18 protein-coding genes and 1 pseudogene are annotated in these 26,807 nt (G+C 62.9%); 8 read left to right on the plus strand and 11 right to left on the minus strand.

The features are described from left to right. Positions 1 to 644: 644 nt before the first annotated feature. Genes ACWF99_RS00070 through ACWF99_RS00080 form a run of 3 tightly spaced genes read right to left on the minus strand, consistent with a single transcriptional unit; the run spans position 645 to position 3,861 of the window. Positions 645 to 2,201, minus strand: a complete 1,557-nt coding sequence (locus ACWF99_RS00070; protein ID WP_452533631.1) for an FAD-dependent monooxygenase — start codon at positions 2,199 to 2,201, stop codon at positions 645 to 647. Continuing rightward, complete coding sequence (locus tag ACWF99_RS00075) at positions 2,198 to 3,103, minus strand: alpha/beta fold hydrolase (protein WP_452533633.1); 906 nt, start codon at positions 3,101 to 3,103, stop codon at positions 2,198 to 2,200. The genes ACWF99_RS00070 and ACWF99_RS00075 overlap by 4 nt, the downstream gene beginning before the upstream one ends. Beyond that, positions 3,100 to 3,861 carry an alpha/beta fold hydrolase gene (locus tag ACWF99_RS00080; protein ID WP_452533635.1) on the minus strand — a complete coding sequence of 254 codons (762 nt, stop codon included), beginning with the start codon at positions 3,859 to 3,861 and terminating at the stop codon, positions 3,100 to 3,102. The genes ACWF99_RS00075 and ACWF99_RS00080 overlap by 4 nt, the downstream gene beginning before the upstream one ends. A 488-nt stretch (positions 3,862 to 4,349) precedes the next feature. On the opposite strand from ACWF99_RS00080, the gene ACWF99_RS00085 reads away from it, so the two are divergent. Both ACWF99_RS00085 and ACWF99_RS00090 read left to right on the plus strand, forming a co-directional pair. Next, positions 4,350 to 5,414 carry a DUF3068 domain-containing protein gene (locus tag ACWF99_RS00085; RefSeq protein ID WP_452533637.1) on the plus strand — a complete coding sequence of 355 codons (1,065 nt, stop codon included), beginning with the start codon at positions 4,350 to 4,352 and terminating at the stop codon, positions 5,412 to 5,414. Between the two features lie 17 nt (positions 5,415 to 5,431). Next, on the plus strand, positions 5,432 to 6,319 hold the full coding sequence (locus ACWF99_RS00090) for a fumarylacetoacetate hydrolase family protein (RefSeq protein ID WP_452533638.1): 888 nt from the start codon (positions 5,432 to 5,434) through the stop codon (positions 6,317 to 6,319). A gap of 694 nt (positions 6,320 to 7,013) precedes the next feature. Here the strand turns inward: ACWF99_RS00090 and ACWF99_RS00095 are convergent. After that, positions 7,014 to 7,988 carry a LysR family transcriptional regulator gene (locus ACWF99_RS00095; protein ID WP_452533639.1) on the minus strand — a complete coding sequence of 325 codons (975 nt, stop codon included), beginning with the start codon at positions 7,986 to 7,988 and terminating at the stop codon, positions 7,014 to 7,016. A 110-nt stretch (positions 7,989 to 8,098) separates the two neighbouring features. On the opposite strand from ACWF99_RS00095, the gene ACWF99_RS00100 reads away from it, so the two are divergent. Then, positions 8,099 to 9,409 carry an MFS transporter gene (locus ACWF99_RS00100; RefSeq protein ID WP_452533641.1) on the plus strand — a complete coding sequence of 437 codons (1,311 nt, stop codon included), beginning with the start codon at positions 8,099 to 8,101 and terminating at the stop codon, positions 9,407 to 9,409. On the opposite strand, the gene ACWF99_RS00105 is transcribed toward ACWF99_RS00100, so the two are convergent. The 4 genes from ACWF99_RS00105 to ACWF99_RS00120 all read right to left on the minus strand — a co-directional run bounded on the left by ACWF99_RS00105 (position 9,379) and on the right by ACWF99_RS00120 (position 14,683). Then, complete coding sequence (locus ACWF99_RS00105) at positions 9,379 to 10,740, minus strand: MFS transporter (protein WP_452533643.1); 1,362 nt, start codon at positions 10,738 to 10,740, stop codon at positions 9,379 to 9,381. The genes ACWF99_RS00100 and ACWF99_RS00105 overlap by 31 nt on opposite strands. Before the next feature lie 2,080 nt (positions 10,741 to 12,820). Further along, entirely contained in the window at positions 12,821 to 13,747 is a 927-nt protein-coding gene (locus tag ACWF99_RS00110) for a hypothetical protein (RefSeq protein ID WP_452533645.1), read from the minus strand. Between the two features lie 127 nt (positions 13,748 to 13,874). Further along, positions 13,875 to 14,420 (minus strand): hypothetical protein, encoded by a 546-nt coding sequence (locus ACWF99_RS00115; RefSeq protein ID WP_452533647.1) that lies wholly within the window; start codon positions 14,418 to 14,420, stop codon positions 13,875 to 13,877. Between the two features lie 53 nt (positions 14,421 to 14,473). After that, positions 14,474 to 14,683: a hypothetical protein gene (locus tag ACWF99_RS00120; RefSeq protein WP_452533649.1), complete on the minus strand. Its 210-nt coding sequence runs from the start codon at positions 14,681 to 14,683 to the stop codon at positions 14,474 to 14,476. Positions 14,684 to 15,254: 571 nt separating this feature from the next. Between ACWF99_RS00120 and ACWF99_RS00125 the strand changes: the two genes are divergently transcribed. After that, positions 15,255 to 17,405 (plus strand): hypothetical protein, encoded by a 2,151-nt coding sequence (locus tag ACWF99_RS00125; RefSeq protein ID WP_452533651.1) that lies wholly within the window; start codon positions 15,255 to 15,257, stop codon positions 17,403 to 17,405. Between the two features lie 138 nt (positions 17,406 to 17,543). Beyond that, positions 17,544 to 17,788, plus strand: a pseudogene (locus tag ACWF99_RS00130) (low molecular weight phosphatase family protein); the annotation flags it as partial. A gap of 15 nt (positions 17,789 to 17,803) precedes the next feature. On the opposite strand, the gene ACWF99_RS00135 reads toward ACWF99_RS00130, so the two are convergent. After that, the gene (locus tag ACWF99_RS00135; protein ID WP_452533652.1) at positions 17,804 to 18,871 is read right to left on the minus strand and encodes a tyrosine-type recombinase/integrase; all 1,068 of its coding nucleotides are present in this window, start codon (positions 18,869 to 18,871) and stop codon (positions 17,804 to 17,806) included. A 571-nt stretch (positions 18,872 to 19,442) separates the two neighbouring features. Between ACWF99_RS00135 and mobF the strand changes: the two genes are divergently transcribed. Further along, positions 19,443 to 23,597: a MobF family relaxase gene (gene mobF / locus ACWF99_RS00140; protein WP_452533654.1), complete on the plus strand. Its 4,155-nt coding sequence runs from the start codon at positions 19,443 to 19,445 to the stop codon at positions 23,595 to 23,597. A gap of 94 nt (positions 23,598 to 23,691) precedes the next feature. Beyond that, a complete protein-coding gene (locus tag ACWF99_RS00145; protein ID WP_452533655.1) occupies positions 23,692 to 24,027 on the plus strand; it encodes a YnfA family protein in 336 nt (111 codons plus the stop codon). A 60-nt stretch (positions 24,028 to 24,087) separates the two neighbouring features. Here the strand turns inward: ACWF99_RS00145 and ACWF99_RS00150 are convergent, their stop codons facing one another. Both ACWF99_RS00150 and ACWF99_RS00155 read right to left on the minus strand, forming a co-directional pair. Continuing rightward, positions 24,088 to 25,014, minus strand: coding sequence for an inositol monophosphatase family protein (locus ACWF99_RS00150; protein WP_452533656.1), 927 nt, complete (start codon positions 25,012 to 25,014; stop codon positions 24,088 to 24,090). Positions 25,015 to 25,037: 23 nt separating this feature from the next. Next, positions 25,038 to 26,261, minus strand: coding sequence for a hypothetical protein (locus tag ACWF99_RS00155; protein WP_452533658.1), 1,224 nt, complete (start codon positions 26,259 to 26,261; stop codon positions 25,038 to 25,040). A 246-nt stretch (positions 26,262 to 26,507) separates the two neighbouring features. Between ACWF99_RS00155 and ACWF99_RS00160 the strand changes: the two genes are divergently transcribed. Beyond that, the gene (locus ACWF99_RS00160) at positions 26,508 to 26,735 is read left to right on the plus strand and encodes a hypothetical protein (protein WP_452533660.1); all 228 of its coding nucleotides are present in this window, start codon (positions 26,508 to 26,510) and stop codon (positions 26,733 to 26,735) included. Positions 26,736 to 26,807: the final 72 nt, after the last annotated feature.

Genomic DNA, 26,807 nt, shown 5'->3' on the forward strand with positions numbered 1-26,807 from the left:
CAGTGCTCGTGGAGAAGTCGGATTTGGATGTCGAGTACACAGGGTGGTCGACAGTTGCCTCTGACCTCAGCCCGTGCACGAACCGAGGGTGCGTTCCGCTGCTGACGATAGAACGGAGCTGCATCGTGCTGGTGGTCGGAGCGCCACTCCGGCTGTGTGAGAGTGATTCGTTGCAATGACGTGGGGGATTCGCGCTCGCTGGTGGTGCTGGCGTTCGGCACCGCAATGACGGGCACTCGATCTTGCCCGCTTTGTGCCGGAAATGTCCGCAGCCTGGGAAGCTGACTGGGCTCGCGCCGGACGTCGTTTTCGCGGGGTGAAGCGATCGAAGGTTGACGACGAGCTCCGATGAGGGGTTCGGGTTCGGGAGCTCGAGTTCTCCGGCAGGCGTATCGGATCTTCGTTCGGGTGTCGCCAGCCCTATTCGACGTGGAAGGTCGTCTTCAAGGGCTGCTGAGCGGGGCTGCTACACCGGTCGGTCGCTGCAACGCGTGCTCACCGGTGACCTTTGTCTGCACAGCCGCCGCCCTGATGCTGCGGGCGTGCTGACGGACTCGCGCATCCGGGACTGGCTGCTACGAGGACCCAAACCTATGCGTCCCGTATGGCGGGCAGCGGGTGTACTGCCAGAGACCATGCGACCACTACTGCGGCGGCCGTTGTTCGGAGGTGGGAACCAGGCCGAGAAAATCGAGCGGGGTGGTGTTGGCGATGTCCTGGATTGCGATGTGGCCGACGTAGCCGTCCGGACGGACAAGAATCAGTGCGTCGCGGCTCAACCCGTAGTTACGAGCGAAGTCTCCAGTGGGATCTGTCAAAACTGTGGTTTCGGCGTTAGGTTCGGTGTCTACGAAGATGCGCTCGAGGTGCGGGTTCTTCGTCGGCTCCGTGAGCTGATCGAGGTCGCTCGCGGCACGCGAGCCGTACACGATCAGGGTGAAATGCGGGCCGCGAATCAGATCGAACAGGCGTGCTCTGGTTCCATCCTCGGTGACGAGATCGGCATCAGGGGCCCGGTCGCCAACGCGCAGTGTGGCGGTGCGCTCAGCGGCAGAATCGGCAAGGGGCCCGCCATGATAGGTCAGAGTCAGTTGCTTCTCGTCTTTGCCTCGCCGGATGCTGGAGGGGCCCATTTTCCCCAGGCCTTCGTACTTTTTGGTCGAGAGCCCGAGCACAGCGGCAGCGACAGGACGTCGTTCGGCTTCGTAGGTATCGAGCAGCTGCTCGTTGGCGCCTTGCAGGACCAGACCGAGTTTCCATCCCAGGTTGTATGCATCGCCGATACCGGTATTGAGGCCTTGGGCCCCGGCGGGGGTATGCACGTGGGCCGCGTCGCCCGCCAGCAGAACCGGTCCGCGGCGGTAGGACTCGGCTAGACGAATGTTGGGACGAAAGACCGACTGCCATCGGATTTTTCGCAGAGTGATGTCTTTGTTGTGGGTGTGAGAGCGGATTCGGTGGGTGATGTTGTCCAGTCCTTGAGGCGGTGATTCGTCGGCCGAGAGCCGGATCATCCACTGGAACATTTCGCTGTGGGGGAGTGGGCAGGCGCCGACGAATTTCCCACCCAGACCCGGCCACACGTGCCAGTACTTGCGAGACAACCCGGTGACAGTGGCGTCGACGAGCAGGATTCGGTCACCGTCGTCGGTGGAACCGGTGAATTCGATCCCTGCCTGTTTACGCACACTGCTGCCGCCTCCGTCAGCGCCCACAATGTATCGCGCGACAACGGTTTCTTCTCCCCGGGGGGTGGCCAGGTGGGCATTGACGCCAGTGGACTCGACGGTGAAATCGACGAGTTCGGTGTCGAATTCGATGGGTGTGCGCAAGGCTTCGAGCCTGTGGTGCAAAGCGCGGTCGGTGCTGAACTGGGGAATCAGCCACGTATCGGGGTGGGGTACCGCTGAGCTCTGCTTACCTTTGGCCATCATGCGCCAGGGGACTGTCACCGGCCCGACGTGAATGCCCATCGGGGGGTAGAGCTCGCCCTGATTGATGACCTCGGTCAGGGCCTCGAGATCGTGCAAGATCTCGAGGGTACGAGGCTGCACTCCTTTGGCGCGTGAGCCGTCGAAGGCGTGCGAGGCTCGATCGATCAGCCGCACGGATACACCGCGCCGAACTAGGTCGATCGCAAGCGCGGTGCCGGTGGGACCGGCACCCACGATCAAGACATCGGTAGTGTTTTCTTTTGTCATCTTGGCCGCCGATCTGAGTACGAGTCGATATGTGAGGCCACCGAATTGGCGACGATGGAGGGCTTTTCAAAGGGGGCCATGTGTCCGCAGTTCTCGATGACGTGACAGTGAGAAGGTCGCAGAAGGCCACGGACGGTTTCGAGACTGCTGATCGGTGTCACACGATCTTCGGTCCCCCACACGAGCGAGACGGGCAGCTGCAGAGTGCCGGTGTAATGGTAGGCATCGCTGCGATCGAAGAGCGGAAAGTGCTGCAGGGTATCGAAGAAGGCGTAGAGCGAGCCGTCGTACCTGAAGGAGTCGAGCACCATGGCGGACAGTTCGGCGGTGAGCTTCTGGTCGCTCAGGTTGTGGCCCAGATGTTGTTTCAGTACCCGGCTACCCAGATGTCGAGCGATCAGTCCGGCTGTCCAGTCGTTGCCCAGTGCGATCTTCTGCGCGAACGGCTGAGGACTCAGTCCCGCCGGTCCTATCAAGGACAAAGTGACCAGGTTGACGGAGTTTTCGCGAGCATAGGCCATAGCGACCAACGCGCCCATCGAGGTGCCCACGAGATGGTAAGGCTTGGGCACACTCAGACTCTCGATCAGTTCGGAGAGTTGGCGAACGAACAGCGCCTCGTCGTAGGGACCCCGGACTCGGTCGGAATAGCCGCGGCCGTAGGCGCTGTAGGTCAGTGTCCGTAGTCCGCGCTCGTGTAGCTCGGCTGCCATCCGGTCCCAGTAGAACAACGGGATGGTGAGACCTCCGGCGAGCATGACGATTTCGCCGTCGTCAGGGCCTGTGAGCTCGTAGTGCGTAACGCCATCGGACAGTTTGACAAAGCTGCCGCGGAGTCGGCTGCGGATGCGGGTCAAAACGTTCATTGGGCCGTCTTCGGTGTCGGCCACGAAGTACTTCATGTGTTCTGTCCGTCGAGTCGTAGCGTGTGAATGAAATCGCGGACCGCCTTGGCGACCCACTGGGGGTCCTCCTCAGGAAGAAGGTGGCCGCCATCGCAGTGGATTTTTTGACAGCGCCGGCGATGTCTCGAGCGAAGTGCTGGTCCCGTCGATCTCGGCGCTTCGCAGCACCAGGGGGCGACCGAGATCTGAGGATTGTCGCACTCCGGCTGGACTGATCCGTGCTGACGAAGTCGAGGAATGCTGCGGGGTTGCCGGGAAGATTCCACAATCGATCTGTTCGATCGGTCATCGCCTTGTCGACGATCATCGAGTTGGGGCCGACGGCCTGGCGCAGGCCTGGTTCGACCGCTCGCCTGGGCATCAATCGGCATAGCAGTTGTCCGACCACGGGATTGCGCGCCAACGCCATCCCTGCCGACAGTGTCTTGTCTGGGCAGCCGGTCGCGTTGATCAACGCAAACGCCAAGGCCCGTCCAGGGGCATCCACTACGACGTTCCCACTCGACGAGTTTCCTACCACTGCGCACGTGGGCACCTGAACAGCATCGAGGAACGGTGCCAGCGGTCTGAGTTCGATAGTCCCGGTCCGGCCGAGGGCCTGTCTCGCCGAATCCTGGCAGATCCAGGCTGATGACGTCGAAGTCGCTCTGCAGTCGTCGCGCGACAGCCTCCACGCCGTGTAGCGAGGACGCGCTGCCGCGCAACAGGACTACCGTCGGTCCCGCGCCTGCGCGCCTGTACCGCATGCATGCCATCGACGGTGACGAAGTGTGAAGCGGACCCGCGGGCGATGCCTTTTCTCTCGGTCATACTGGTAACAGTGTTGCCGTTATTGTTGGGGGTGTCAAGGCTGCCGCGCCGCGAAGCCGTACTGGCCTGGGGTGCAGGTAGCTGCGGCTCCTGCAGCCAAGCCGACAAGAGCATGTTGTGCACGCGCAGTTCAGAAGCCCTGTTCGATCCATCCGGCTAGTTGTGGTGCTTCGGTGCCTACCGTGGGTGCAGTCGCCGTGGCCGGGGAAGATATGTGTGTCATCGGGCAGGGTGAACACGCGGTGGCGGATCGAGTCGATGAAGGTCGAGAAGTCGGAGCCGCGATGTCGCCCAGTGGCGAGGGTTCGAGCCGTCGCGTTGATCGGTGGGCGCCCTGTTTGCCCCTTTCCGGGTTAACCCTGGTTACAATATCGGCTACGATGTTGCCGATAAATGTTGCCCGCGTGTCGCTCCACTGAGCAAAGGAGCTCGTATGTCGGTAATGACCTCAGCAGTGCTATTGACCACCCACGTCCCCGATCGCCTGGCGAAAACACCGTTGGACCTTGCCGTCACCGTCGTGTCCACCACAGCGGCCGCCGGGACACGCGGCGGGCAGATTCTCGATCCCACCTCGATGTCTGGCGAGCAAGCCCTGCGGGTTCTCGACGATGTCCCCCTGATGTCGCAGCGGTACGTAACCGTCGTCGAGCCCAGCGACTCCGAGACGATGACAGCGCAAAGCGGAGCCGAGATACGCCGTTTGGACATTGAAGACGGCGCCGGGCTTCTGAGCGCGACGATCACCACCGTGACCGTCGACCGAGTGTCGGCCAGTCCTACACCCAACGGTCGCGGCAGCATCCAGACCAGCTCATCGGGAGTGGCCGACGAAGTGGACTTCACCGGAATGACGTCGAAATTGTCGATGGGCACGCTGAAGAAGTCCTATCCCTACTTCGACACCATTGCGCGACGAAGCGCGCCCCTGGAATACGTCGACGAATCGAAAATCGACGGGTTGGCCGTGCTCCGTTTTCGCCAGCAGATCGATCCCATCGACCTGGCAACGGCCGCCCCGAACGTTACTGGCTCCGTGCTGACCCTGCCGCGGTCGAAATGGGGTTTGAGCACTGATCAACAACCGCTCACTTTGCATCGCTGGTACAGCACTTTCCGTGAGCTGTGGGTCGAGCCGGTGACCGGAATGATCGTTGACGCGCGAGAATCTCCGCACATCTACTACGCCGAAAATTCTGACCGGCCCGTTGTCTCCGTCATGGCTGCCACGCTCCGCTTCGACAGCAACAGCCGGAAACGTCAAATGGCGATGGCCCGGTCGGCGAAGGTGAACTTCGACCGCTTGTTCACGGTGGCACCTCAAATACTTGCTGTAACAGCAGCAACAGCGGCAGCGGGCGGACTATGGCTGGTGGTCCGACGCCAAGTCTGCTCGGCGCATCGGATGAGACAGAGGAGCGCACGCCGCGGGTACTACCTCGATGACCTGCGGCCCAGGCCCCCAATGCTGTGCGCCGACTGGCACACAGCCCAATAGAAAGGATGTCCTCGCTCATGAGACTCGCCAACCTCGATGGACGAGCCACGATAGTCACCGACACAGGGATCGTGGATCTTGCGTCCGCTTCCGGTGGCGCGCTACCCAGCGACCCGGATCAAGCCATCGCCGCGTTGCGCCAGGTCAAGTCCTGGTACGCCAGCCACGACCCCTCCCTTGATACGAGCCGGACCATTGCGAGTCTGATGTCGGACCTGTCACAATTGGGGGCTCCTGTGCCCACGCCGCGGCAGATCTTCGCGATCGGCTTGAACTATGCCGATCACGGCGCCGAGACCGGACGGTCAATACCCGACGAGCCGCTGGTCTTCACCAAATTCGGATCGGCAATCACAGGCCCGGGTAGTTCGATTCCACTGCCGACATCAACGTGTGATTGGGAAGTCGAACTCGTCGTCATCATTGGAGTCGGCGGTCGCAACATCGCCACCGCCGACGCGCTAGAACACGTCGCCGGATTCTGCATCGGCCAGGATATCTCCGAACGCCGATCCCAGATGCGGGGGACGCGACCGCAATTCAGCCTGGCCAAAAGTCACGCCGGATTTGCGCCGACCGGACCCTGGTTGACCACCCTCGACGAACTCGATGACCCTAACGATTTGGCAATCGAAGCCGCGGTCGATGACGAGCTGGTGCAGGCCTCGCGTACCAAGGAGTTGGTGTTCGACGTGGCGGCCCTGGTCGCTCACCTGTCGACGATCTGCGAACTGTTCGCCGGAGACCTCATCTTCACCGGCACACCTGCGGGAGTGGGCCACTCTCGCAGCCCCGCGCGCTACCTCGTCCCGGGCAGTACCTTGTCCTCGACAATCGAGGGCCTTGGCGAGATGCGCAACCCGTGCATCGCTGCCCCACCTGCCGAAGCCCACACGACGCGCTGAGGAAATTGGCTGCAGTTGGTCGGCCGCGCAAATCCTGCGGCGGTCGGCCGAGTCTTCTCGATTAGGTCTTCGGAAAGGAACAGGCTCGAGGTGTCCGCCGAGCGGGGTTCATGGTGCCGATGGGCGGCTCGATCAGCGGATGTCGGCCCACGCATTCGGCCCAGCTGCCGACTGGCGTGTCTGACCAGCTTCGCTGATCCTGACCATGAATCGGCGGGCAGGACGGGCGCGGTGAGGCCGGGAACGGCGGTTCTTCTGGGTGTCGAGTGCCGGGCTCAGATGCCGCTTGCGGGAATCCGGAGTACTGCGGCGACTGACTACGAAATCGTGTGTGCTGGCGGCCGCCCGCGGGCTGCCGCGCTCCAGCGGAGCCGCGAGGTCATCGAACAACAACTGATCGACCGGGAGAGGGTGCGCACGGTGTCCGAACCAACGATCAGTAACTGCGGCCGAGCCGGATGCCGGTCACCGACGTCGAAGAGCTCGGGCCTGCGGGCCAGCTGGGATCCTGCGCGGCTACGAGCTAGACGAGGCCGGGAAACCCACATATGTCGGGTGCCGGAGGCTTCGTGATCGCAACCGCCACTCGCCGGATCAATGCAGCGGCTCCCTGTGTTCTCGGCGCACGTCACCGGACGTTGGAAGGCGCCGTGTTGTCGACGCGCCGGATTGCGCCGAGCCTGGTAGGCCGGTCCTACGCAGGCTCGTGGCCAGTGGTTCGTTCAATGGCTGTCAGTCCATCGCTTCGGCCAGACGAGCATTCGGCGCAGGCGCCGATACTGCTGGATGCTCGCTCGCTGGCGAGCATGGTGACAAGCGCGCGGGCGGCTGCGCCGAGTCGGCGTGAACTGCTGAAGGCCAGAGACAGCGGCCAGTTGAGTTCTGCGCTGGTGATGGTCAGTCGCCTCAGATCTGCGCGATCCGGAATCGCGAAATCGGGTAGCAGAGCGACGCCTAGACCTTCTTGCACAAAGGCGGCGACCGTTGCCATATCGGCGACCTCGATGCTGACCTGACGGGTCAGCCCGGCGGTGGCGAAGGCCTGGTCGACGACGGTTCGATTGCCGTAGCCGACGAGAGTGTCGACAAACGATTCCCCTGCCAGCTCGAAGAGGTTTACCTCTACCCGGTCGGCGAGCCAATGTGCCGACGGCACTATGAGTTCTAGCGTCGCAGCGGCCAACCGGTGTAGGTGGATACCCGCGGGAATGTGCCCGGGAAGGGAGACGAAGGCAAGGTCGAGCGATCCCTCGAGAACTGCTGCCGCCAGGCCTGCCGACCCAGCCGGACTGGTGGACAGGCGCAGCGCGACCCCGGGATGGGTGCGGTGGTATCGGCCGAGCACCTCGGGTAGATCGAGCAGTGCTAGCGCGGTGACGGTGCCGATGCGCAGGGTGCCGCGCAGCCCGCCTTTGACCTCGCCGACGGCATCGTGAGCCTGCTGTACGGCTGCCAGAGCACTTCGTGCTTCAGGGAGCAGCGCCCGCCCTGCGTCGGTGAGTTCGACGCGCTTGGAGTTGCGTTCGAGCAGCTGCACCCCCAACTCGCGTTCGAGATTTTTGATCGTGGCGGACACCGCCGACTGCACGACATGCAGGCGCAGGGCCGCGCGGGTGAAGTTGCGCTCCTCGGCGACAGCGACAAAATGCTCCAACTGCCTCAAATCCACGCTCTAACTATCTCATAGGGAGATGCTACGTAGCTCCAAGATTCGTTCGACTTGATGATCGATACGAGAGAGAGTGGGGACCGAACTGATCTATCGAGGAGACGAGAAGTGTGAGCATCCATGCATCTGGCCGCAACGACCCGAGTGGGCTGATCAACGCGCCCTCGGCGCGGGCGCGTCACAACATCGGCTTCTGGTTGATCGCGGCGAGCTTTCTCATCGCGATGGCGTTTTCAACGGTCCCCACTCCGCTGTACCCGCTGTATCAGCTGCGCGATGGTTTCTCGACCCCCATGGTGACGCTCGTCTTCGCCGTCTATGCCGTCGGGGTTGTCGCCAGCCTGATCCTGGTCGGCCATGTCTCGGACTGGGTCGGACGCAAAAGGATCCTGATTCCGGCGTTGGCCTTGGAAGTCGTCGCGGCAGCACTATTTCTGGTGTGGTCGTCGCTGCCCGGGCTGCTCGTTGCCCGACTTATCACCGGGCTCGGCGTCGGCATGATCACCGCGACCGCCACAGCCTTCCTGCATGAGCTGCACGCCGTCGGTCGGCCGGACTCCGGGCGTGGGCGCTTCGAGATTGTCTCGACCGTGGCGAATATCGGCGGCTTGGGCGTCGGAACACTGGTTGCGGGCCTACTCGCCGAGTATGTGAGCGGCCCCCTGCGCACTCCCTATCTGATCTTCGTGCTGCTGCTTCTGCTCGCTATCGCCGCCGTCGCGGCCACTCCGGAGACTGTGCTTCGACCCTCGCAATCACCAGCGTGGAGCCCGCAGGTTATCTCCGTAAACCACGGAGACCGAGCGGGTTACCTTGCTGCGGCTGTCGCCGCATTCGCCGCGTTCAGCATCTTCGGATTGTTCACGTCGCTGGCACCCGGCTTCGTCGCCGGTACCCTGCACCACACCAGTCGCGCGTTGGCGGGCCTGATCGTCTTCGCAGTCTTCGGGGCTGCGGCAGTAGCGCAGATGGCGACGAACCGCCTCGGCACTCCGGGACGCAGGGCTATCGGCCTTGCAACCGAGGCAACGGGGCTGATCGTGCTGGCGCTTGGCATGCAGAATACGAACCTGATTGCTTTCCTGATCGGCGGTGTGATCGCAGGCGGCGGGGCCGGGATGTTGTTCAAGTCGGCGATCGGTGCAGTAGCCGCGATGGCGCAACCGGCTCAACGCGGCGGGGCGTTGGCGGGGCTGTTCTTGGTCGCCTACCTGGGCCTCATCGTCCCCTCTATCGGCCTGGGCATCGCCACGAAACTCCTCACCGCACCCGTCGCAATGTGGTGGTTTACCGTCGCGATCTTGGCCGTTATGGGTACATGCGGGGCGCTCGCCGCCGCAGCACGGCGTAGCTCGCTCCACTCCGTGGGTGCAAGTCCGGGGGGTGAACCTCAGGCGCGCGATTCCTTGGCAGGTGCATAACGTCTGAGCAAGCTCAGTGCCGCGAGGACGCTCACCAAAGAGATGATTGAGTAACCGAGCGCGATGCCCCATTGTGCGCTGCGTGGCTGGCTGACTGCTTCGCCTGCTGTCGATGAGACGAATCCGCTTGCAGCAAGGACGAATCCGTAGAGGCTCGCGCCGGCGGCGCCTCCGATGGTTTCGCCGGCCGACCACATCCCGGTGAGGACCCCGGCCCGGCGATGACCGGACTCGTATGCGTCGGCGGCCAACGTGTCGGCGAGCATGGCTTGCGGCAGGATCTGCGCCCCGGCGAAACCGACCCCAGCTACCAGGACAGCTGTGCAGGCGATCTCGAATTGGATCGTGTGTGCCACGCCGGGTAGCGCGGCGACTGTGAGTGCGCCTCCACCGAAGATAGACAGCGCCACGGTCAGACAGTTCTTCTTGCCGTAGGCCGCGGCGGCACGACGCCACGCCGGCATTGTCAGCAGCATCGGCCCTATCGCACAGACGAACAGCGGTGCGAGCGCACTATCCGATCCAAGGATCTGCTCGGACAAGAAGGGTAGTCCTGCCAGCGTGACGGAAATGACCACTTCGATAAGTATGAAGACCCCCAGTAGGGTGCGAAACGGACGGTTCCGGCGGGCCGTGTTCAGCGCACCGCGCAGCGATCCAGCCTGTAGTGCTGAAGTCACTGCGGCCGCGTGCGTAGAACGACGCGCGCTGTACATCGCGCCGCACGTGCCCACAAAAATCAGGCAGCCCATGACGACAGCCATCTCTCGGTACTCCTGACGTCCGCCGCCATCGGCCGTGGCCATCGATGACGCCATTGCTGCCACGGCAATCATCGCCACGCCCAGCCATGCCGTGCGCCACACCATCATCGACGTGCGTTCCAGCGAACTCGCCCCGAGCTCGGCGGGCAGAGTGCTATAGGGGATAACGAAGGCAGAAAAACCGAGTCCGGAAACGGCCAGCGCAGCGCCTACCCACCAAGCAGCGCCGTTACCGCTGACCGGAGAGAAAAAGATGGACACGAACCCCAGTGGAAGCAACACCATTCCCGCGATCATCCAAGGTCGCCGAGGTCCCAAAAGGGATACCGTCGAGTCGGACAGTCTCCCGATGATCGGGTTGTAGACCAGGTCGAGCAACTTGGGTATAAGCACGACGAATCCTGCGACCGCGGCGGTGACGCCAACAATGTTGGTCAGGTAGTACACGAGGACTAGGCCGGGGACCATGGCATATGTTGCTGTCGCTAGTGATCCGAGGCCGTAAGTCATACGGTCGGGAGTCGACAGTGCGAACTCTGGGCCGGGGTTGACAGCGGTCAGCGTCACGGTCTGCCCTTCTTGCGGCTCTCAATGGTGATCGCTCGCCGCTCGTCGTGGTCGCCACGTCTCGGACGACGCTTAGTCGTCGCTCGACAGTGGCGGTGGCCGGCGCGTGCCACTTCTGCGGCGCCGGGATCTCGGCCTTTTCGCCGGGTTGCGGCTACGGCCTCGCGCCGCAGCGCGCATTACCGTCAGGGAGATCGGGACTAGTACCAAATTTATTAATGGCTACAGCGTCGCCGAAAATATGAATGGTGTCAAGTTTGGAAGCGGTGCCAAGGGCGGGATGCCGAGCTACTGGTGCGGATCACCGCAGCCCTGGTCGAACTGGCCCGCAAACACAACGGCAAGTTTGACCACTGAGGACGGTCGCTGCCTCGCCAACGGCGATGGATCGCGTCGGACCTTCTGTCAGTGGAAGGCGCTCTGCGGCGCGCGCCAAAGCGGGGTCTGCGATGGCGCTAGATATCGACTGGTTATGGCGGCATCAGGGCTTGCTCGCGCGCCAAGGATGAGTGGCTGATCGCCCACGGCGCCCGGACGGTTGACCAATAGCCGGACGCTGGAAGCTGTTGATTGCGCCCCACAGAAACAGCACAGTTTTGACGGAATCAGTTGGAATTCATGGGTATCGTTGAGAAATTTCGATTCTCGAAACATGTTGATGCTGAGCGCTATTGGGCAGCAATGGGTGCGATCTGGACAACTGGAACGCGCGCCAGGTGGTCGCAGGTTCAAATCCTGTCAGCCCGACAGTGAAAACCCTCTCTGACCTGGGTCGGAGGGGTTTTGTTGTGTCCGAGATTTGACGTGGTTTGCCGATTTCTCACAGAAACCCCACAGCTTCGATTCTGATCGCTCGTCCAGTACGGCATCGATGGCTCTCTTACGGCCCCGCGTGGCGCCGACCTCCGTCGTTGGACGTACACATCATCGGCGGGGTTCATGCACCGACGGTGACGCGGGGCTAGGGCGCTCTGTCGGCAGCTCCGCGCAGATGCCGAGTGATGCCTGGCGACGACCCCCTTCGAAGGGCGATAAGGTCGCCCGGAGGTGACAACGTGGGTCTGGCGGCACCGTACACGCGGGAGAGTGTGACACGTTGGGCGACGGAGCCCCTCCCGAATGTCTGTCACGTCGATGCTGGGCCTCTTCGGTGGTCAGTTGTGCAGGCACGACCGCACCTTCCCTGCGAGATGTGGATTAGCGCAAGCGGGCGGCACACACTCTTCCTGTCGCCGGCACGAGGCTGCTTGTGTAACTTGCTAATGCGGTCAGGAGGCTTCGTCTATCTGCTTGCGTCTGGGCGTGGCTCCATGGGACGAGATCTGATGCGCCTAGGGCGGATACCGCCCCGCGACGTGGCGGCGGCGCGTGGGTGCACGGGGAAGGGCTCGCCTCGACCGGAGACCGGTCGAGGCGAGCCGAATCGCTCCGCGGCCAGAGAATCGGTAGCCCCGCGTATCGACAGTGAAGCCCGGCGGTGCGGGCGGATGGATCGGGACAATCGTGTGCCCTGATCGAGAAGATCGAGAGTTCTAGTCCGGCCTACTTTGGTCGTTGAGTGGGACCTGCCTGCCGCCCAAGCCGCGACTGTCTTCATCGGGAACTTCAGGCGGGCTGCCGGTCCAGCTGGTCGGCGCGGGGACGGTGATTCGGCACACCCGGTGCCGGTCGGCCCGCGCCCGTGGGAGTCGTCGTATGGCGATCACCTCGCCTTGCATCGAGTATCGGCCAGGTGCGAGGTAGTTCAGTTGCCACTCGATGGTTGGTGGCTGCGCGGCTCTAGGTGATGCGGAACCTATGTGCGCGAGCGCACTCGAACTCCTCGGGGGTACGAATCTGACGCGAAGGCCACAAATCTGGGCGCAGGAGGGGACTCGCATACAGATTCCGGATCAGGGCTTCGGAAATCTGTGATCGAGAGCGATCGAATACATATTGCGAAGCTGGTGCGCACCAATCATATACGAGCTGCTGCTTCGGTACTGCGGTGTCCTGTCGCGGCTTCCTGGCGCGACTCTTGTTTCTAGCGTCGACGCGCCGAGGCCGCCGTTGAGGACGGATACGGTTGGCGGTCGCTGCACTACGTACCCGTCGTAGTTGTCCGCCCAAGAACGCTATTCAGCAGCTCATTCGAGGCGGTCAGAGTGCTGACAGCATGTCGAACCTCTGCGTAGGTTTCGAGAAGATCGGCGATATCGGCTTCGTCCCAGATCGCGATGCCCTTCAAACCAAATCGTTCAGAGGATACTTCGAGCATGTAGTGCAACTCGGCCAATCCTCGTCTGCGTTGATCGGACGCCGAAGCAAGTGAGAGGTTGGTGGCAACGATGACATACTCGGGGCGCTTGTATTTTCCGTCATTCTGAAACCAGCGACTGAAGCGGTCTTCGATCCTTCTCCGCAACATGAGCAGCGCGCGTCGCGTCTGATCGGTGTGGATGAAGTACAGGGCATCAAGGACGATGAACCCGTCCCATGGCACCTCGGCGCTGGGGTATCCGATAGCGCGTCCATTTAGGGTGGCGTCGTATCGACCGGGCCCCCACATGCTGGGGCTGACATCAGTCTCAGGCCCGAGGACGTGGACCGCCAGGGCTTGGCAGGTCTTGTAAAATCCCTCGGGGCCAAGTGCATTCAGCTCGTAGTGCTGGAAGATCTGCGCCACCTGTCGCTCGGACAGATCTCGCATCGTTCCATCGGAGATTTGGCGAGCCTTCCAGCGCAGCAACTCTGGTACTGGATAGCGTGAAGCGTGTTCGTCGACCGGCTTGTGGTGGACGCCGCAGAGGAGCAAGAGATTCTCGGGTAGATTGATCGCCTCTAGCGGATACGTGGGGTCGAATCGCGGCCCGTTGCGCTTCTCCGAACGGATGTGCGCGATCTCGGCGACGACGGAAATCGCGCCTCGGTCCTCGAAGATTAACGCTGTGTCGCAGCCTGGAAACGCGCATCTGCGGGCCCCGCCAAACAACAGCTTGATCGTCTTCTCCAAGTACGTACGAGCCATGGGGCAACTCTAGGACGCAGCCCTCGGCGCAAGGGATCTACGCCGCGATGTAGTGCCTGCACTGCCCGCATCCTCGGTGCGGCACATGCAGTTTCCTGTGTTGATGCGGGGTCTGCCGACGTGGGCGCTAGGTGGTGGGCACCGCGCGCACTACGCGTACCGGCGGTGTCAGGAGATGTTCCCATACCGGCGGGCCGAACTCCGGCGGAAGCTGTGACCGGTCGTAGGCGTCGAGTTGCGCCCAGTAGATCCGGGCCAGCTGGAGTGCGTCCCCAGTTCGAGGAAGGCTCTTCAGGAGCGACATGTCGGCACGGAAACCTGGCTGCTCGGCCTCGATCTCCCAGATCGTCCCCTGCTGTCCTGCCTCGGCAAATTGGCGTGCATCTTCGAGACGCTCCCATCCGAACACGGACTGAAGGCGGGAAGGAGCTTGCGGGTACTCGTTGAGACGAAGCAACTCCCACAGCAGCTCGAGGCTTGTGTCCTGGTTGATCGCGTAGCGATCCTCCCCCTGCAAATTCACAAACTTGAACTGAAACTCGCCGTTGAGGTACGTCTGGCCGTGCCCGGACAACCCACCGGCGAACCACCTCGGCGACGAATGGGGCGAGAGCTCAATGCTGGATCCTTCGCGAAGCCGGTTCGCTCGATCGACATGGAAGTAGGTCGGCACCGTTGGCTACCTTCTGGTCGGGTGTCGGGTTTGCAAAGCCGTGGTCGGGCCGTTTAGAGCTTGTAGGTGCCCTTGAAGACCCTCTTGCCGGCGGTACCCATGAGGCTGCCGGTCACCGTGAGGTCGGCATAGCTGTTGCGCCCCGTCCGGATCATGTGAGGAATGACGACTTGGTCGAGCGCGATCCTTTCGGCCTGGCCGAAAGTGGTCGAGGAAGGCAGTTCGAGCTTGAACGAGTGTTGTTCCATGCGCGGCTGCGACACCGGATCTCCTGTGGGTGATGTCGGCCTGACGGTCAGGCCATGCAGGAGGCTACGCCGGGAGACCGACAGTGACGGTGAGTGCGCGCTGGCCCGAAGGGGAGGGGCCGGTCTGCTGTTCGAAGGCATCTTCTGAAGACCGATCGCCCCTGTGGGATCCGCTCCCGAGAACCGCTGTGCTCTGCTGGCCGCAGGGGCCTACCTCGGGAAATCGCACGGGATGCAGCTCATTCAGCGTGGTGTTGAGGTCTTCGATCGGCTGGTTTCCGCCCTTGTATCCTGTACCTAGGTACAGGCTTACCGTGGATTCATGACGATCTAACCAGCTCCGGGCAACTGGGTGCTGGACGCGTGCACCCTGCCCACAGTGCAACAACCGATCCGGGTTCCGAGTTCGACCGGCTCTTCGCCGATTCGGTACACAGCACCACCCGCCGGTCCGCACCAAGGCATACCGCGGCGGTGAGGAGCATTACGCTTGTCGGTGGTGGTTGCTAGCGTTGCGGCTGTGATCAGGCGGTTCTACCCGCGGGCATGCAAACATCTCGAGTCGGCGCGAGCGCGGGATTCGGAGATGGCCGCACTCTGGAAGTCGCTCCTCGATGGGCCATTCTTCGACGACGAGGTCGTCATCGACCCCGACCACACCGGGCGAATCGTCATCTATGCAGACTGGCCGACTGATAGCCGAATGCGGCTGACCGCGCTGTTCCGCCAGTGCGTCGACGAGCTTTGGGGATGTCTGGATTCGCTGGTGGCCGAGTCGGTCGAACAGTTCAGCGTCCTACATCGTCCTCGAAACCCACAACAGGCCCGGTACTTTCCCATTGCCGACTCGGCCGAAGGACTGGAGGCGTTGCTGGCCGAGTCCTGCCTCGACGGCGTTCCCATGCGTCAGGTCCAGCTGGTACGTGATTGCCAACCCTTTCTCGGGCCATCCGAACACGCGATAGTCGGCAGGTTTCGCACAGCGCTGCGTCAGCTTCTGGAATGGGACCACCACTTGGAAGCGGGTTTTCAACTCAGCGCCTGGGCTACGCCGGTTTCGCCTGAACTCCGGACCCAAAACCTGGTGAGGGTCGCCGATTTCACTGTTTCCGAACCTGGCGAATTGGTCGATGAACGCGTAGTCGCTACCTTCCGGCTCGAGAACTACGACTCGGTCGACAGCGTGGCGGCCCGGTCCCGAACGATCATCGACCTGTGCCTGCCAGAGGAATTCTCACCGGCCGACCGCGACGACAGCTTCCACCAGCGGCTCAACGAGGTCTTCGACGTCGTCAAGTATATCTGCGCCTACTTTGCGCATCTGTCCGACGAGGTCCAACGCCCCCGACAAGTCCTGCTTGGATCAAACGCGCGAACACGAGCAAGCTGGTACGACGCAACACGGTCACCCCGACAGTGGAGTGCCGAAGAGCTGACGTCGGTCGCGGAATCAGACTTCGGTGTGGGACGAGTCGCCAACGAAACCGAGGACCTAATCCTTGTAGTCGACACGGGCGATGGAACTTTCGAGCGCGTCATCCCGCGGGTTTCACCGGTGCGTGACCATCCACAGATCGGAATCGCCGCCGAAGCAGCCATACGCGATGCCGCAGCCACCTGGGGACTACCCGACTTCGTGACGGTGCCCAGCGTGGAACGCAAAGGCAAGGGCGTCCGCGAAATCAGTGACGGCCTGCTCGTCGTCGGCAAACGCGGGGTAATCGTCCAGTCCAAAGCCCGCGAGACCGAGCCGGGTTCGCGTGAGCGAGAAAAGTCATGGATCGACAAGAAGATTCGGGAAGCCACTGGCCAAGTCAAGGGCACCGCCCGGCGGCTGTCGCGTGAAGCGACCCAGATGAAGAACGGTCGCGGGCGTGCCGTTCGAATCGACGGTCCTGTCATCGACTGGGTCGGTGTCGTCGTTATCGAACACCCGGCTCCGCCGTCAGATCATCCCGTACCTGCCGTCGACTGCACGGTTCCCGTGATCGTGTTGCTGCGGCGCGACTGGGAGTTTCTGTTCGACCAGCTCCGTTCGACCTACGCGGTGGTCAGCTACCTGCATCGTGTAGGTGAGTCGGCCGAGATCCTCGGAACCGAGCCCGAAAGGTACTACGAATTCGCGCGGGCAGATCGAGACGCGGCACCGACCTGCGTCGATCCACAGCTGGTCGGACCTGGAGTACGGCAGTCGCTCCCATTGCTGCCGACAGCTCCTGCGGGCAGCGACGACGACGAAGCGCACGGCATGGTGCGCATCATGCTGGAGGACATCGCCACCAGCGCATTCGACGCGGACCGCGTCGACGTTCTACAAGACGTCCTCGCCTCGATCGATAGCCTGCCGGTCGGCTACCGCACGGAACTAGGCCAGCTTCTGCGCGATGAACTGGCAGCCGCCCGAGCTGTTGCTGACGGCGCGATCAGCTGGAGATCTCGGATCTTCGCAGGCATGCCCGACGAGGCTCAACTCGGTTTCGCAGTTTGTTCCGAACTGACCGAGGAAACACGCGCCAGATTCATCGCCTGGCTGGAGCTTCGTCATCACGAGCGATGCAAGCGACTCAGCACCTACGAGCTGATCTCAATCGGCGTCCTGCTCACGCCGCGTGCCGACGGCTACCGCGAGTGGGACACCACAATGAGTGCAGTACACGGCGATCTCGAGCTCACCGAGGATGAATTGCGTCTGTACCAGTCGGTTTGGAATTCCCAAGACACCGACAGCGCGACCTAGATAGAGCTTGTTGGTGCAGACCGCGGCAGTGTCCACCACCTGCGCCTATTCGACCTTTTGCCTACTGCACCACCTCGGCGCTCAACCAGAGTTCGTCTCGGGGTGTAGCTCAGGCGTATTCGACCCGAGCTACACACCGACGGCGAACACCCCAAACCGATCGACCCGAACCTCTACTCCGGCATCGACCTCGTCGTCGTGCTCGGCGGCGAGGCGAAAGTCGAAACCCCGAGGGACTTCCCGTCCAGACCTGGATCACCGACGAGCCCTCCGGACGAGGCATCGACGGCATCGACCGCATGCGGCTCGTCCGCGACGACATCACCACCCGCATCACGCACCTCGCCGAGCAGATCCGAACCGGGCTGACCGTCTCGGCCTAAAGACAGCGGCCGTGCTCAGCGGCGCCGATCACTGGGCCAGTGCGGAAGTGGCAACGGCGGCAACACCGGTGGAATAGCCGACTGGTCCCCGGCCAGCGGATGAACCTCACCGGTGAGCGCCGACAGCGCACCCGCGACCTCGTGGACGCTGGCCCGAACATAGGTCAACGTGGCCCCACCAGGGGTGTACTGGATCGCATGGGCGGCAAACGCCCGCGCGACAGCGAAGCCGAAGTTCCGCTCCACCCAAGTCAACACGGTGTGCCGGAGCCAATGCGTACTGATCTGCTGGGTCGCCACCCACGGCAGTTCACGACTCGCGCGCATCCACAAGTGGTCATACCTACGGCGGGTGATCGGACGACCGCGCCGGTAGCGCAACAACTGCTCACCCGACGCCGCACCCCGATCACAGTGGGCGGTGAGCATGCCCAGCAAGATCGACGAGACGGGCTGCCAGTGAACCGTGCCGCCTTTCCCGCGAAGCTTCACCAGCCGCTGCGCGACGTCCAAGTCCGAGGGCCGCAGCGCGAGCGCGCTGCCGGTGCGGCACGCCGTCTCGAGATGCAGCCGCAGCAACAGTGTGTCGAGGTCCTTGTCATCGCCGGTCGTGGTCACCGTGTCGATGATCGCGCCGAGGCGATCGGCCGCGATGGCGCCGCGTGGACTCGGTAGCCGGCGGGGCTTGGCCAACTCGGTGGCAGCGTTGACCGTTCGGACATAGCCATCGCTGGCGGCATAGCGATACAGGTACCGCAGCGCACCAACCATATGCTCGGCAGCCGACCGGCCGTCGCGGGAGTTGCGGCGGTACACCGCCCGGGCGCGGGTCTGCTCGACCAACGCCTGCATCTCCAGCGTCGTCGGGTCATCGATGCGCCGCGAACCCCAGTCATCGCGCAGCCGTTGCCAGTACGGCCGGTAGGTCCGCAACGTTCCCACCCGGACCGTCGGGATGATGCGCGCGATGTACTCGTCGAAAGTCGGGACCGGGCCGGGATTGGATCTGGACACAAGGTCTTCGGCCTGAACTCCGAGTTGTTCGAGAAGCCGTCGCGCGATCTCGTGCGGAGACTCGGTCATCGCCGACCCCGGACAATCTCGACCACACGAAGATTCCGCTGAGGTCGCCATCCCACTCCGGCTAACGGAGATCGAGAAAAGCCATGACAAATCATCGGACAACCTTTCTGCCCGATCAACGGCTCTTCCACATTCCAGTAGACCTGAACTCGACCGCCCACGCCACCAATCCACCGATGGGGCCGCAGTCGAGCATCCCCGTAACACGCGGGCGCACTACGCGATTGCCGTCACTGATACTCGGCCGTCTCGCCGGTGCTGGTTCTGGCGCCGATTCTGATCGGCCTCGATATCACCGGAAATGAACCACTCCGCTGAACCGACACCTCCGCAATCCATCCCGCAGCACCGTCACTCCCACGCCGACCAAACATCCACCCCCACCTCCGCAGCCGCGATCACGCCGCCCCACCCCCCGACATCCACTCTCTTCCCCCCCCCCCCTACAACGATCAGACATCTTTCACCTCGGGGTAACGATTTGATACCGTCCTGCGCAAACGTGGTCTGCGGCAAGGATTCACAGACTATTTGGCTTGAAATGGCCCGGTTGTGGGTGCCTCATGGAGGCATGGTCGCGACCATGCACAAGGTCGCCGCAGGCAACGGCTACCAGTACTACCTGCGCAACACCGCCGCCAACGACACCACAGCGCGCGGGCGAGCCTCGCTGTCGGAGTACTACAACGAACACGGCGAAGCACCCGGAACCTGGCACGGGAGCGGACTTTCCGACCTCGAGATCACCCCCGGCGACGAAGTCACCGAAGAACAGATGAAGTTTCTGTTCGGTGCCGGGATGCATCCCAACGCCGACCAGGTCCGCGTACGCGTCCAGGCGGATCACCGCAATGCAGGTGTGCGGCCCGCTTATGCGGCCCGATTGGCCGACAAAGCAACGAAACTCGGCAACCGCTACGCCATCTACACCTCGACCTCGGGGTTCTCCGCGGCCACGGCTCAGGCATACCGCGACTACAACACCGGCCAGGGCGAGTGCGTCACCGCACATATCCCGGACCCGGTCCGCGCTCAGATCCGTACCGAAGTCGCCACCGAAATGTTCACCACCGAGTACGAGCGTGCCCCGTTGGACGCCCGCGAACTGTCAGGGTGGGTCGTGAAGAACTCGCGCGCGGACCGCACAGCGGTGGCCGGTTTCGATTTCACGTTCAGCCCCGTCAAGAGCATCTCAGGACTTTGGGCGGTTGCGACACCCGAGCTGGCACACACGATCGAGACCGCGCACCGGGCCGCGATCACCGACGCACTGTCGTGGTTGGAGAACAACGCGTTGTTCACCCGGTTGGGTCGCAACGGGATTCGGCAAGTCGACGTGCAAGGCGCGATCGCGGCGACATTCGATCATCGTGATTCGCGTGCGGGTGACCCGGACCTGCACACCCACGTTCTGATCGCGAACCGGGTCCGTACACCGGATGGCAAGTGGCGCACCGTTTACGGTTCGCTCATCCATGAAGCGGTGGTCACAGTGTCAGAAATCTATGACACCCGCCTCGAACACCACCTGGAAACCGCGCTGGACGTGCAGTTCGAAACCCGCCCCGACCGCACGCCCGATCAAGTGAGGGTCCGCGAAATCGTCGGCTTTCCGCTGCCGTTGATCCACCATTGGTCCCGGCGCACCGCCGTGATCTCTGACCGACTCGACACCCTCACTGCCGCGTTTGCGACTACGTTCGGGCGCGAACCAACCCCCGGCGAAGTCCACGACCTCGGCCAACGCGCGACCCTGGAAACCCGCCCCCGCAAACACGCTCCGGGCTCACGTACCGAGCAACGCGCGAGCTGGCGCGCCGAGGCCGCCGCAGTGCTCGGCGGCATGGATGTTGTGGACAAAATCGAGGCCCGTGTCGTGGCCGTGCCACGCGTGCCGCGTCCGGCACCAGATCGGGCGTTCGTCGTTCATCTCGCCGACCAAGCGTTAGCGGCAGTGTCGGAGAAGCGCGCGACTTGGCGTGAATTCAACCTCCGGGCCGAAGTCGAACGCCAAGTCCGAGGGAACGTCGCTCCCGCGGACTGGTCACGACTCACCGAAGAAGTCGTCGCGCAAGCTTTGTCGCCATCGTCGGCGGTCGCACGTGTTGACCCCGATGTCACCGAGGAACCGGACCTACGTGCGGTCCCGGCGTGGTTGCGTCGCCGCGACGGCACCCCGATGCATACCCGGACGAACTCGCAGATCTACACCACCGAATCCACTCTTGGTGCCGAGGCCGAGCTGATCGCGCTCTCTGTCGAGCCCGGTGGAGTCATCTTGAACGCTGGATTGGTCTCGCGCGCGGTGCACGACTACAACACCGCCCACCCCGACCAACCCTTGAACCCTGGTCAGATTCGGGTCATCGAATCGTTCGCCAGCGCCGGAATGCGTGTCCACACCGCCAACGCCCCCGCCGGAACGGGCAAGACCACCGCCATGCACGTGCTCGCCACCGCGTGGGAATCCGGTGGCGGAACAGTGCTCGGTATGGCACCCACAGCCGCCGCCGCGTCCGTCCTGGGCGAGTCGATCGGCACACGCGCCGAAACCGTGGACAAGCTGTTACACGTCATCGACACCCACCATCAGGCCGCGACAACCGATGAATACCCGCCGTTGCTGCCGCAATGGGTCCTCGACATCGACGAGACCACGTTGGTGATCGTCGATGAACACGTCACCTTGCCAACCACCAAACGTCTCCAGTTACTGCGGTATCTGACCGGGCGCGGAGCGACCGTGCGATGCATCGGTGACGACCGACAGCTACCGGCGATCGATGCCGGGGGCGTCCATGCCGACATGACCCACGCCTCACCCGACCAGGCACCGACGCTCACAGAGGTGGTGCGGTTCGTCCATCGTGGCGAAGCGTTGGCGTCGACCGGGATACGTGAGGGTGATCCGCTCGCGTTGGCCTGGTATCTGGACAACGGCCGCATCCACTCCGGACACCTCGGCACCATCTACGAAGACACCTACCAAGCGTGGGCCGCCGACATCACCAACGGATCGGATGCGGTGATGCTGGCCCCCACTCGCGACATCGTGACCGCGCTGAATGCTCGCGCCCGCGCCCACCGTGTCGCCCGCAGTGACCCGCTTACGGGCACAGCAGGCGATCCCCATGTGTTCCTCGCTGATGGGTTGGTGGCCTCAGCCGGTGACACCGTGCGCACGCGCCGCAACGACCCGCGCTTGCGGGTCGGCGCGCGCGATTGGGTCCGCAACGGCTACTCCTGGACCATCCGGCAAGTGCATTCCGACGACTCGGTCACTGTCGTCCGGCGTGTGCGCGGCCGCGAGACCGATGCCGTGGTGCGGTTGCCGGGGGACTACGTGCACAACCACCTGCACATGGGCTATGCCGCGACCATCGATTCCGCGCAGGGCATCACCGCGGATTCCTGCCATGTCGCACTGTCGGGACGTGAGTCGCGCCAACAGTTCTACGTTGCGATGACACGAGGACGCCAGGCCAACCACGCCTATATCGCGACCGCGCTCGACGGCGACGAGGGTGACATTTACACCATGCCTGCCCACTACCCGCGTACCGCTGTCGAACACCTCCACCATGTTCTCGACCGCGACGGAGCCCACAAATCAGCCCATACCGAACTGCGAGACGCGCTCGACCCCGCACGCCGGATCGGCCCCGCGGTCGACGTCTATCTCGACACACTGGGCATGACGGCCGAAAATGCCATCGGCACAGCACGACTCGACACGATCGACCGTATTGCCGAACGACTCGTACCGGGACTGACCGACAGCCCCGCCTACTCGGTCCTTCGCCAACACCTAGCGATGCTCACCCTGTCGGGCGCCGACCCGGTCACTGAACTACGCACCGCGATCGCCGCCCGCGAACTCGACACTGTCACCGATCCCGCCGCCGTACTGGACTGGCGACTGGACTCCACCGGCAACCACTCAGCCGGACCCGGACCACTGGCGTGGACACCAGGACTACCCACCGACACCCCCACCACCGACGCCGACACCGCGCCCGTGCGAGCACGGGAACGGATCGTGGCCGAACTCGCCAGACAGATCAGCGATACCGCCCACGCCTGGACTACTGCCACGGCCCCGCGATGGGCGCGACCCCTGCTCGGAACAGATCCTGAACTCATGGCCGACCTCGCTGTCTGGCGCGCAGGACTGCATATCCCGGAGGCTGATCACCGCCCGACCGGACCCACCCGGCACACCGCTGTCGAACGCGCTCATCAACAACAGTTGCGCCGCCGCATCGTTGAGGTAGGCGGCAACGCCCGACTACCTCAACATCGGTGGGCCGCCGCCGTCGACCGCATCGATCCCCGCATCAGTACCGACCCGACCTGGCCGATCATCGCTACCAATATCGACGCCGCCGCCCGCGCCGGCATCGACATAGAACGCCAGCTCACCGGCGCCGCCAACGTCCGCCCACTACCCGACGAGATGTCCGCTGCAGCGCTCTGGGCACGCCTGGAAATCGCAGACGCCGACCTTGCCGCCGCCGCACACGACCTCGACGACACCACCGCCCATCCCGGGCCCGACCCGATCGAACACACCCACGAACCGGACCCACACGCGCAAACCATCACCAACGCCGTAGATGCCGCGCTCGGCGACACCCACTCCGACGGTTCCGAAACCGACACCACCGCCGACAAGTTCGAACCCACCGGTTGGGAACCTGACACCGGCTACGAAGTCGACTGGTAGCTGACGCTCCAGGCGGGGCCATCGTGTGCGGGATCCGGGTGCGGGTGCTCCACCACGATCGCGACACCGTGAACTGGACATTTAGGCTCTGACCATGACCGTGGTGCGCTCGATCCTGCTGTTCGTTCTGGCCGCTATCGCCGAGATCGGCGGGGCTTGGCTGGTCTGGCAAGGGGTGCGTGAACATCGCGGCTGGGCGTGGATCGGTGCTGGAGTCGTCGCCCTTGGCATCTACGGGTTCGTCGCGACGTTGCAGCCCGACGCCAACTTCGGACGTATCCTCGCCGCCTACGGCGGAGTGTTCGTCGCCGGATCACTGTTATGGGGAATGGCTTTGGACGGGTTCCGCCCCGACCGATGGGATGTGATCGGCGCGGTGATCTGCTTGGTTGGCGTCGCGGTCATTATGTACGCGCCACGTCCCGCTTGACCGGGCATCGCGGACGCGACGTAGCGCGCCACGAAAGTCAGTCGTGCGGCGCGCCCACTGTCACCGCTGTATGGCTTCGCGTATCTCCTCTGCGAGGGCTCGATTGCCAGCCGCAATGAACTTTCGGCGCGTACCCATCGTCTGGTTGATCTCGGGTGTGCTGTTGAGTCCGCAGTCCAGCGGGATCGGATCACCATCAAGATCAATCGTCACGCCCCCAGCTGCATGCAAAATATAGTGTCCGGGCGACAGATCCCAAACGGCAAATCCCTTGGCGAATTCCACCGTTGCATCAGTGAACCCGGCAGCGACGTGACACAAACTGACAGAGCCGAAATCAACCCCGATTCGCCCTCTTCTTTTACCATCCTCCGATGCTGCGCTCAGTGCATCGAAAAATCGTTGCTGCTTTGCCAAGGGGCGAAATCGCTCATCTGGACGCATCAAGTAGTTCGTCACCAGCGCTTGGGGAAGCCGGGCGCTCGAAGGCTGGTTCAGCATATGGCTGTCGCCGCTTGCAGTGATCATCAAGGCGCGATCGGCGCCATCCGGTTCTCGCATGGCCACGTATAGCTGAACATGATGAAAAATATCGCCGACTACGGCAATGATGGGCCGCCTCAGCGACCGTGAGTAGACCATGATGTGGGTGTAGCCGTGCAAGGATCGAACGGCCAATTCGCTGGTATCCAGCGGATCGACGAGGATGCACAAGTCCGGTTCCGGGTCACTTCCAACGACTTGCGGATCGGCCTCTTCTGATGCGTATATGAATGACGGCAAATGCTCGGACAGAAGTTCTTTGTAGCGTCCGTGCATCCACAAGTCGTACTCCGACAAGAAATTGTCCTCGTGGCGGACATTCTCAGTCTCCGATCGACGTCCGGTCAGCGCGGCTTCTACCAGGCGGGGCCGTATCTCGGCCATCATGGTTGTCACCATGTCGGTGATGTACTGCGCCAGCTCGGTCGTGTTCTGATCGCTCATGCGAAGGTCACCTTTGCTCGAATCTAGCGCAACTCCAATGGAGGTTCAATTCCGGGAGGGCCCATTGTTGCGGCAATGAAAATTGCTTCAAATTCTGCTGCACGCATAATCCTAGCGCCGGTTAGGTCGTCGAAGCTGTCAACGTCCAATTGTCGGTCTTTGGTCATTGCGCCAAAGACGGCGAAGTACAGCTCGGCCTTGGGGTAGCGGTCGCGCAGTTGCCTCGCGAGATAGCCGATTACGTCAGCGTGCTTGACCTCGAAATCGCAGACGAGAATCGTAGGAGCTTCTTTGGCCTCTGGGTAGAAAGATGCACTATCCAGTTCTATGCCGTCGCGCATTTTGTTACACCGCAAGTACCCTATTCCGCATCGGGAAAATCGGGATGAAGCAAGGAACGTGGCCATTACCAAGCCGGCCTCGTTGACCCCGAAGCAGATATCCATGTCCAGGCGTTTGCCCAGGTTCTTGATCTGTTGCGACAACCGTTCCACCCCATATCCGAAGGTCTCCCAAGTGAGATCGATCAATCTGCCTGGCTGAGGATTGGGCAGGGTGAACACATCTACCTCGGGGTTCCCGTATTCGACAGTTGGAACCGTCAATACGAACTCCGGGCCGACTTGACCTCCTCGAATGTGTAGGGCGGGGGACTGACTCCGTATCGCGCCATGCTCGGGTGCCGATGTTGGTCCACCGGCTGGAACCTTGTCCTCTGTAAAGCTTTTCAGCGCTAGCTGATCTTCGATAGGCAGCCGCTCGTAGGCTTCGGCTATGAGCTCTGTTGGGCCGATGGTCTCCTCCGCGACCCCCAGCGGCCCCCGTCCGTAGGCCGCGCACAAGATGAGCAAACCTGACATCGGAGGCGGGGAACCCTGCCCCCTGCGGCGCGCCCACGACTCCCAGGCGTTGACAGATGTGCCGCCAAGGCTGGTCTGGTTTCCGGTCACGTCGTTGTATCGCGCTGCCGCCTGATCTTGGGACAGGCCCGCCGCGTATCGGTACGCCTGCAAACTCGGCACGTCCGGGTATCGGGCCATCAGCTCAGCCGCCGCACCTTTTACCGATCCCAACTCGGTCCACAGTTTCTTACCCTGCGCGGCCAGCTCCCTGCCGCGCGCCTGCGGACTCATCTGATGGCTCGTGCGTGCGTTCGCGCCCGGTGACCTCGACGACGTTCCCATGACCGGCAGCCCTTCACCCCATGAGCAGTAGTTGTCGGGAAGGTTACCCATCACAATGGGCAACTTCTGTATTTCACGTCATTTGAGCAGGTCAAGCCACCCAAAAACCCGTTGGAGCTCGTACCGCTCAGCAGGTGTGAAGGCCTCTGACCGGCTGGGAGGGTGATTAGCAGCAACCACCGCCCCACAGGAGCTAGCAGCCATGACGGTCTTCACGCACTCATCAGCGCCCGACAAGCGGCGACATGTTGCCGACCGCCCAACCGACGCGACACGCAACTTTGCCGCTACGGCCAACAAGGGGGACCGATGAGCAAGGAGAGCCTGACAGATGTTGAGCAACAGGTGCTCGATGTCCTTGCCCCGGGTGGTCTGCTCACCGCTGACACAATCGCCCGCAACCTGAACATGTCGCCGTGGCGCGTCGCGCGTGCCCTGAACTCGTTGCGCCGCAACGGTGATGCCTTCCGGAACCGGCATGCCCAGTGGCGGGTAACCGTCGGGCAGCGTCTCCCGGAACGGCAGAGCTCGCGATGAGGAACCTCGCCCCACAGCTGTCTCTGCCAGAACTGTGCCGAGCGCTCGAAGCGATGCGTGAGGCCGGCTGGC

This window comes from Nocardia sp. NPDC055002 (genome assembly GCF_053608825.1).

What these genes read in the sequence shown, in the direction of transcription:
- ACWF99_RS00070 (WP_452533631.1), bottom strand. Translation starts at nt 2,201, where the DNA reads ATGACAAAAGAAAACACTACCGATGTCTTGATCGTGGGTGCCGGTCCC.
- ACWF99_RS00075 (WP_452533633.1), bottom strand. Translation starts at nt 3,103, where the DNA reads ATGAAGTACTTCGTGGCCGACACCGAAGACGGCCCAATGAACGTTTTG.
- ACWF99_RS00080 (WP_452533635.1), bottom strand. Translation starts at nt 3,861, where the DNA reads ATGGCATGCATGCGGTACAGGCGCGCAGGCGCGGGACCGACGGTAGTC.
- ACWF99_RS00085 (WP_452533637.1), top strand. Translation starts at nt 4,350, where the DNA reads ATGTCGGTAATGACCTCAGCAGTGCTATTGACCACCCACGTCCCCGAT.
- ACWF99_RS00090 (WP_452533638.1), top strand. Translation starts at nt 5,432, where the DNA reads ATGAGACTCGCCAACCTCGATGGACGAGCCACGATAGTCACCGACACA.
- ACWF99_RS00110 (WP_452533645.1), bottom strand. Translation starts at nt 13,747, where the DNA reads ATGGCTCGTACGTACTTGGAGAAGACGATCAAGCTGTTGTTTGGCGGG.
- ACWF99_RS00125 (WP_452533651.1), top strand. Translation starts at nt 15,255, where the DNA reads ATGGCCGCACTCTGGAAGTCGCTCCTCGATGGGCCATTCTTCGACGAC.
- ACWF99_RS00135 (WP_452533652.1), bottom strand. Translation starts at nt 18,871, where the DNA reads ATGACCGAGTCTCCGCACGAGATCGCGCGACGGCTTCTCGAACAACTC.
- mobF (WP_452533654.1), top strand. Translation starts at nt 19,443, where the DNA reads ATGGTCGCGACCATGCACAAGGTCGCCGCAGGCAACGGCTACCAGTAC.
- ACWF99_RS00145 (WP_452533655.1), top strand. Translation starts at nt 23,692, where the DNA reads ATGACCGTGGTGCGCTCGATCCTGCTGTTCGTTCTGGCCGCTATCGCC.
- ACWF99_RS00150 (WP_452533656.1), bottom strand. Translation starts at nt 25,014, where the DNA reads ATGAGCGATCAGAACACGACCGAGCTGGCGCAGTACATCACCGACATG.
- ACWF99_RS00160 (WP_452533660.1), top strand. Translation starts at nt 26,508, where the DNA reads ATGAGCAAGGAGAGCCTGACAGATGTTGAGCAACAGGTGCTCGATGTC.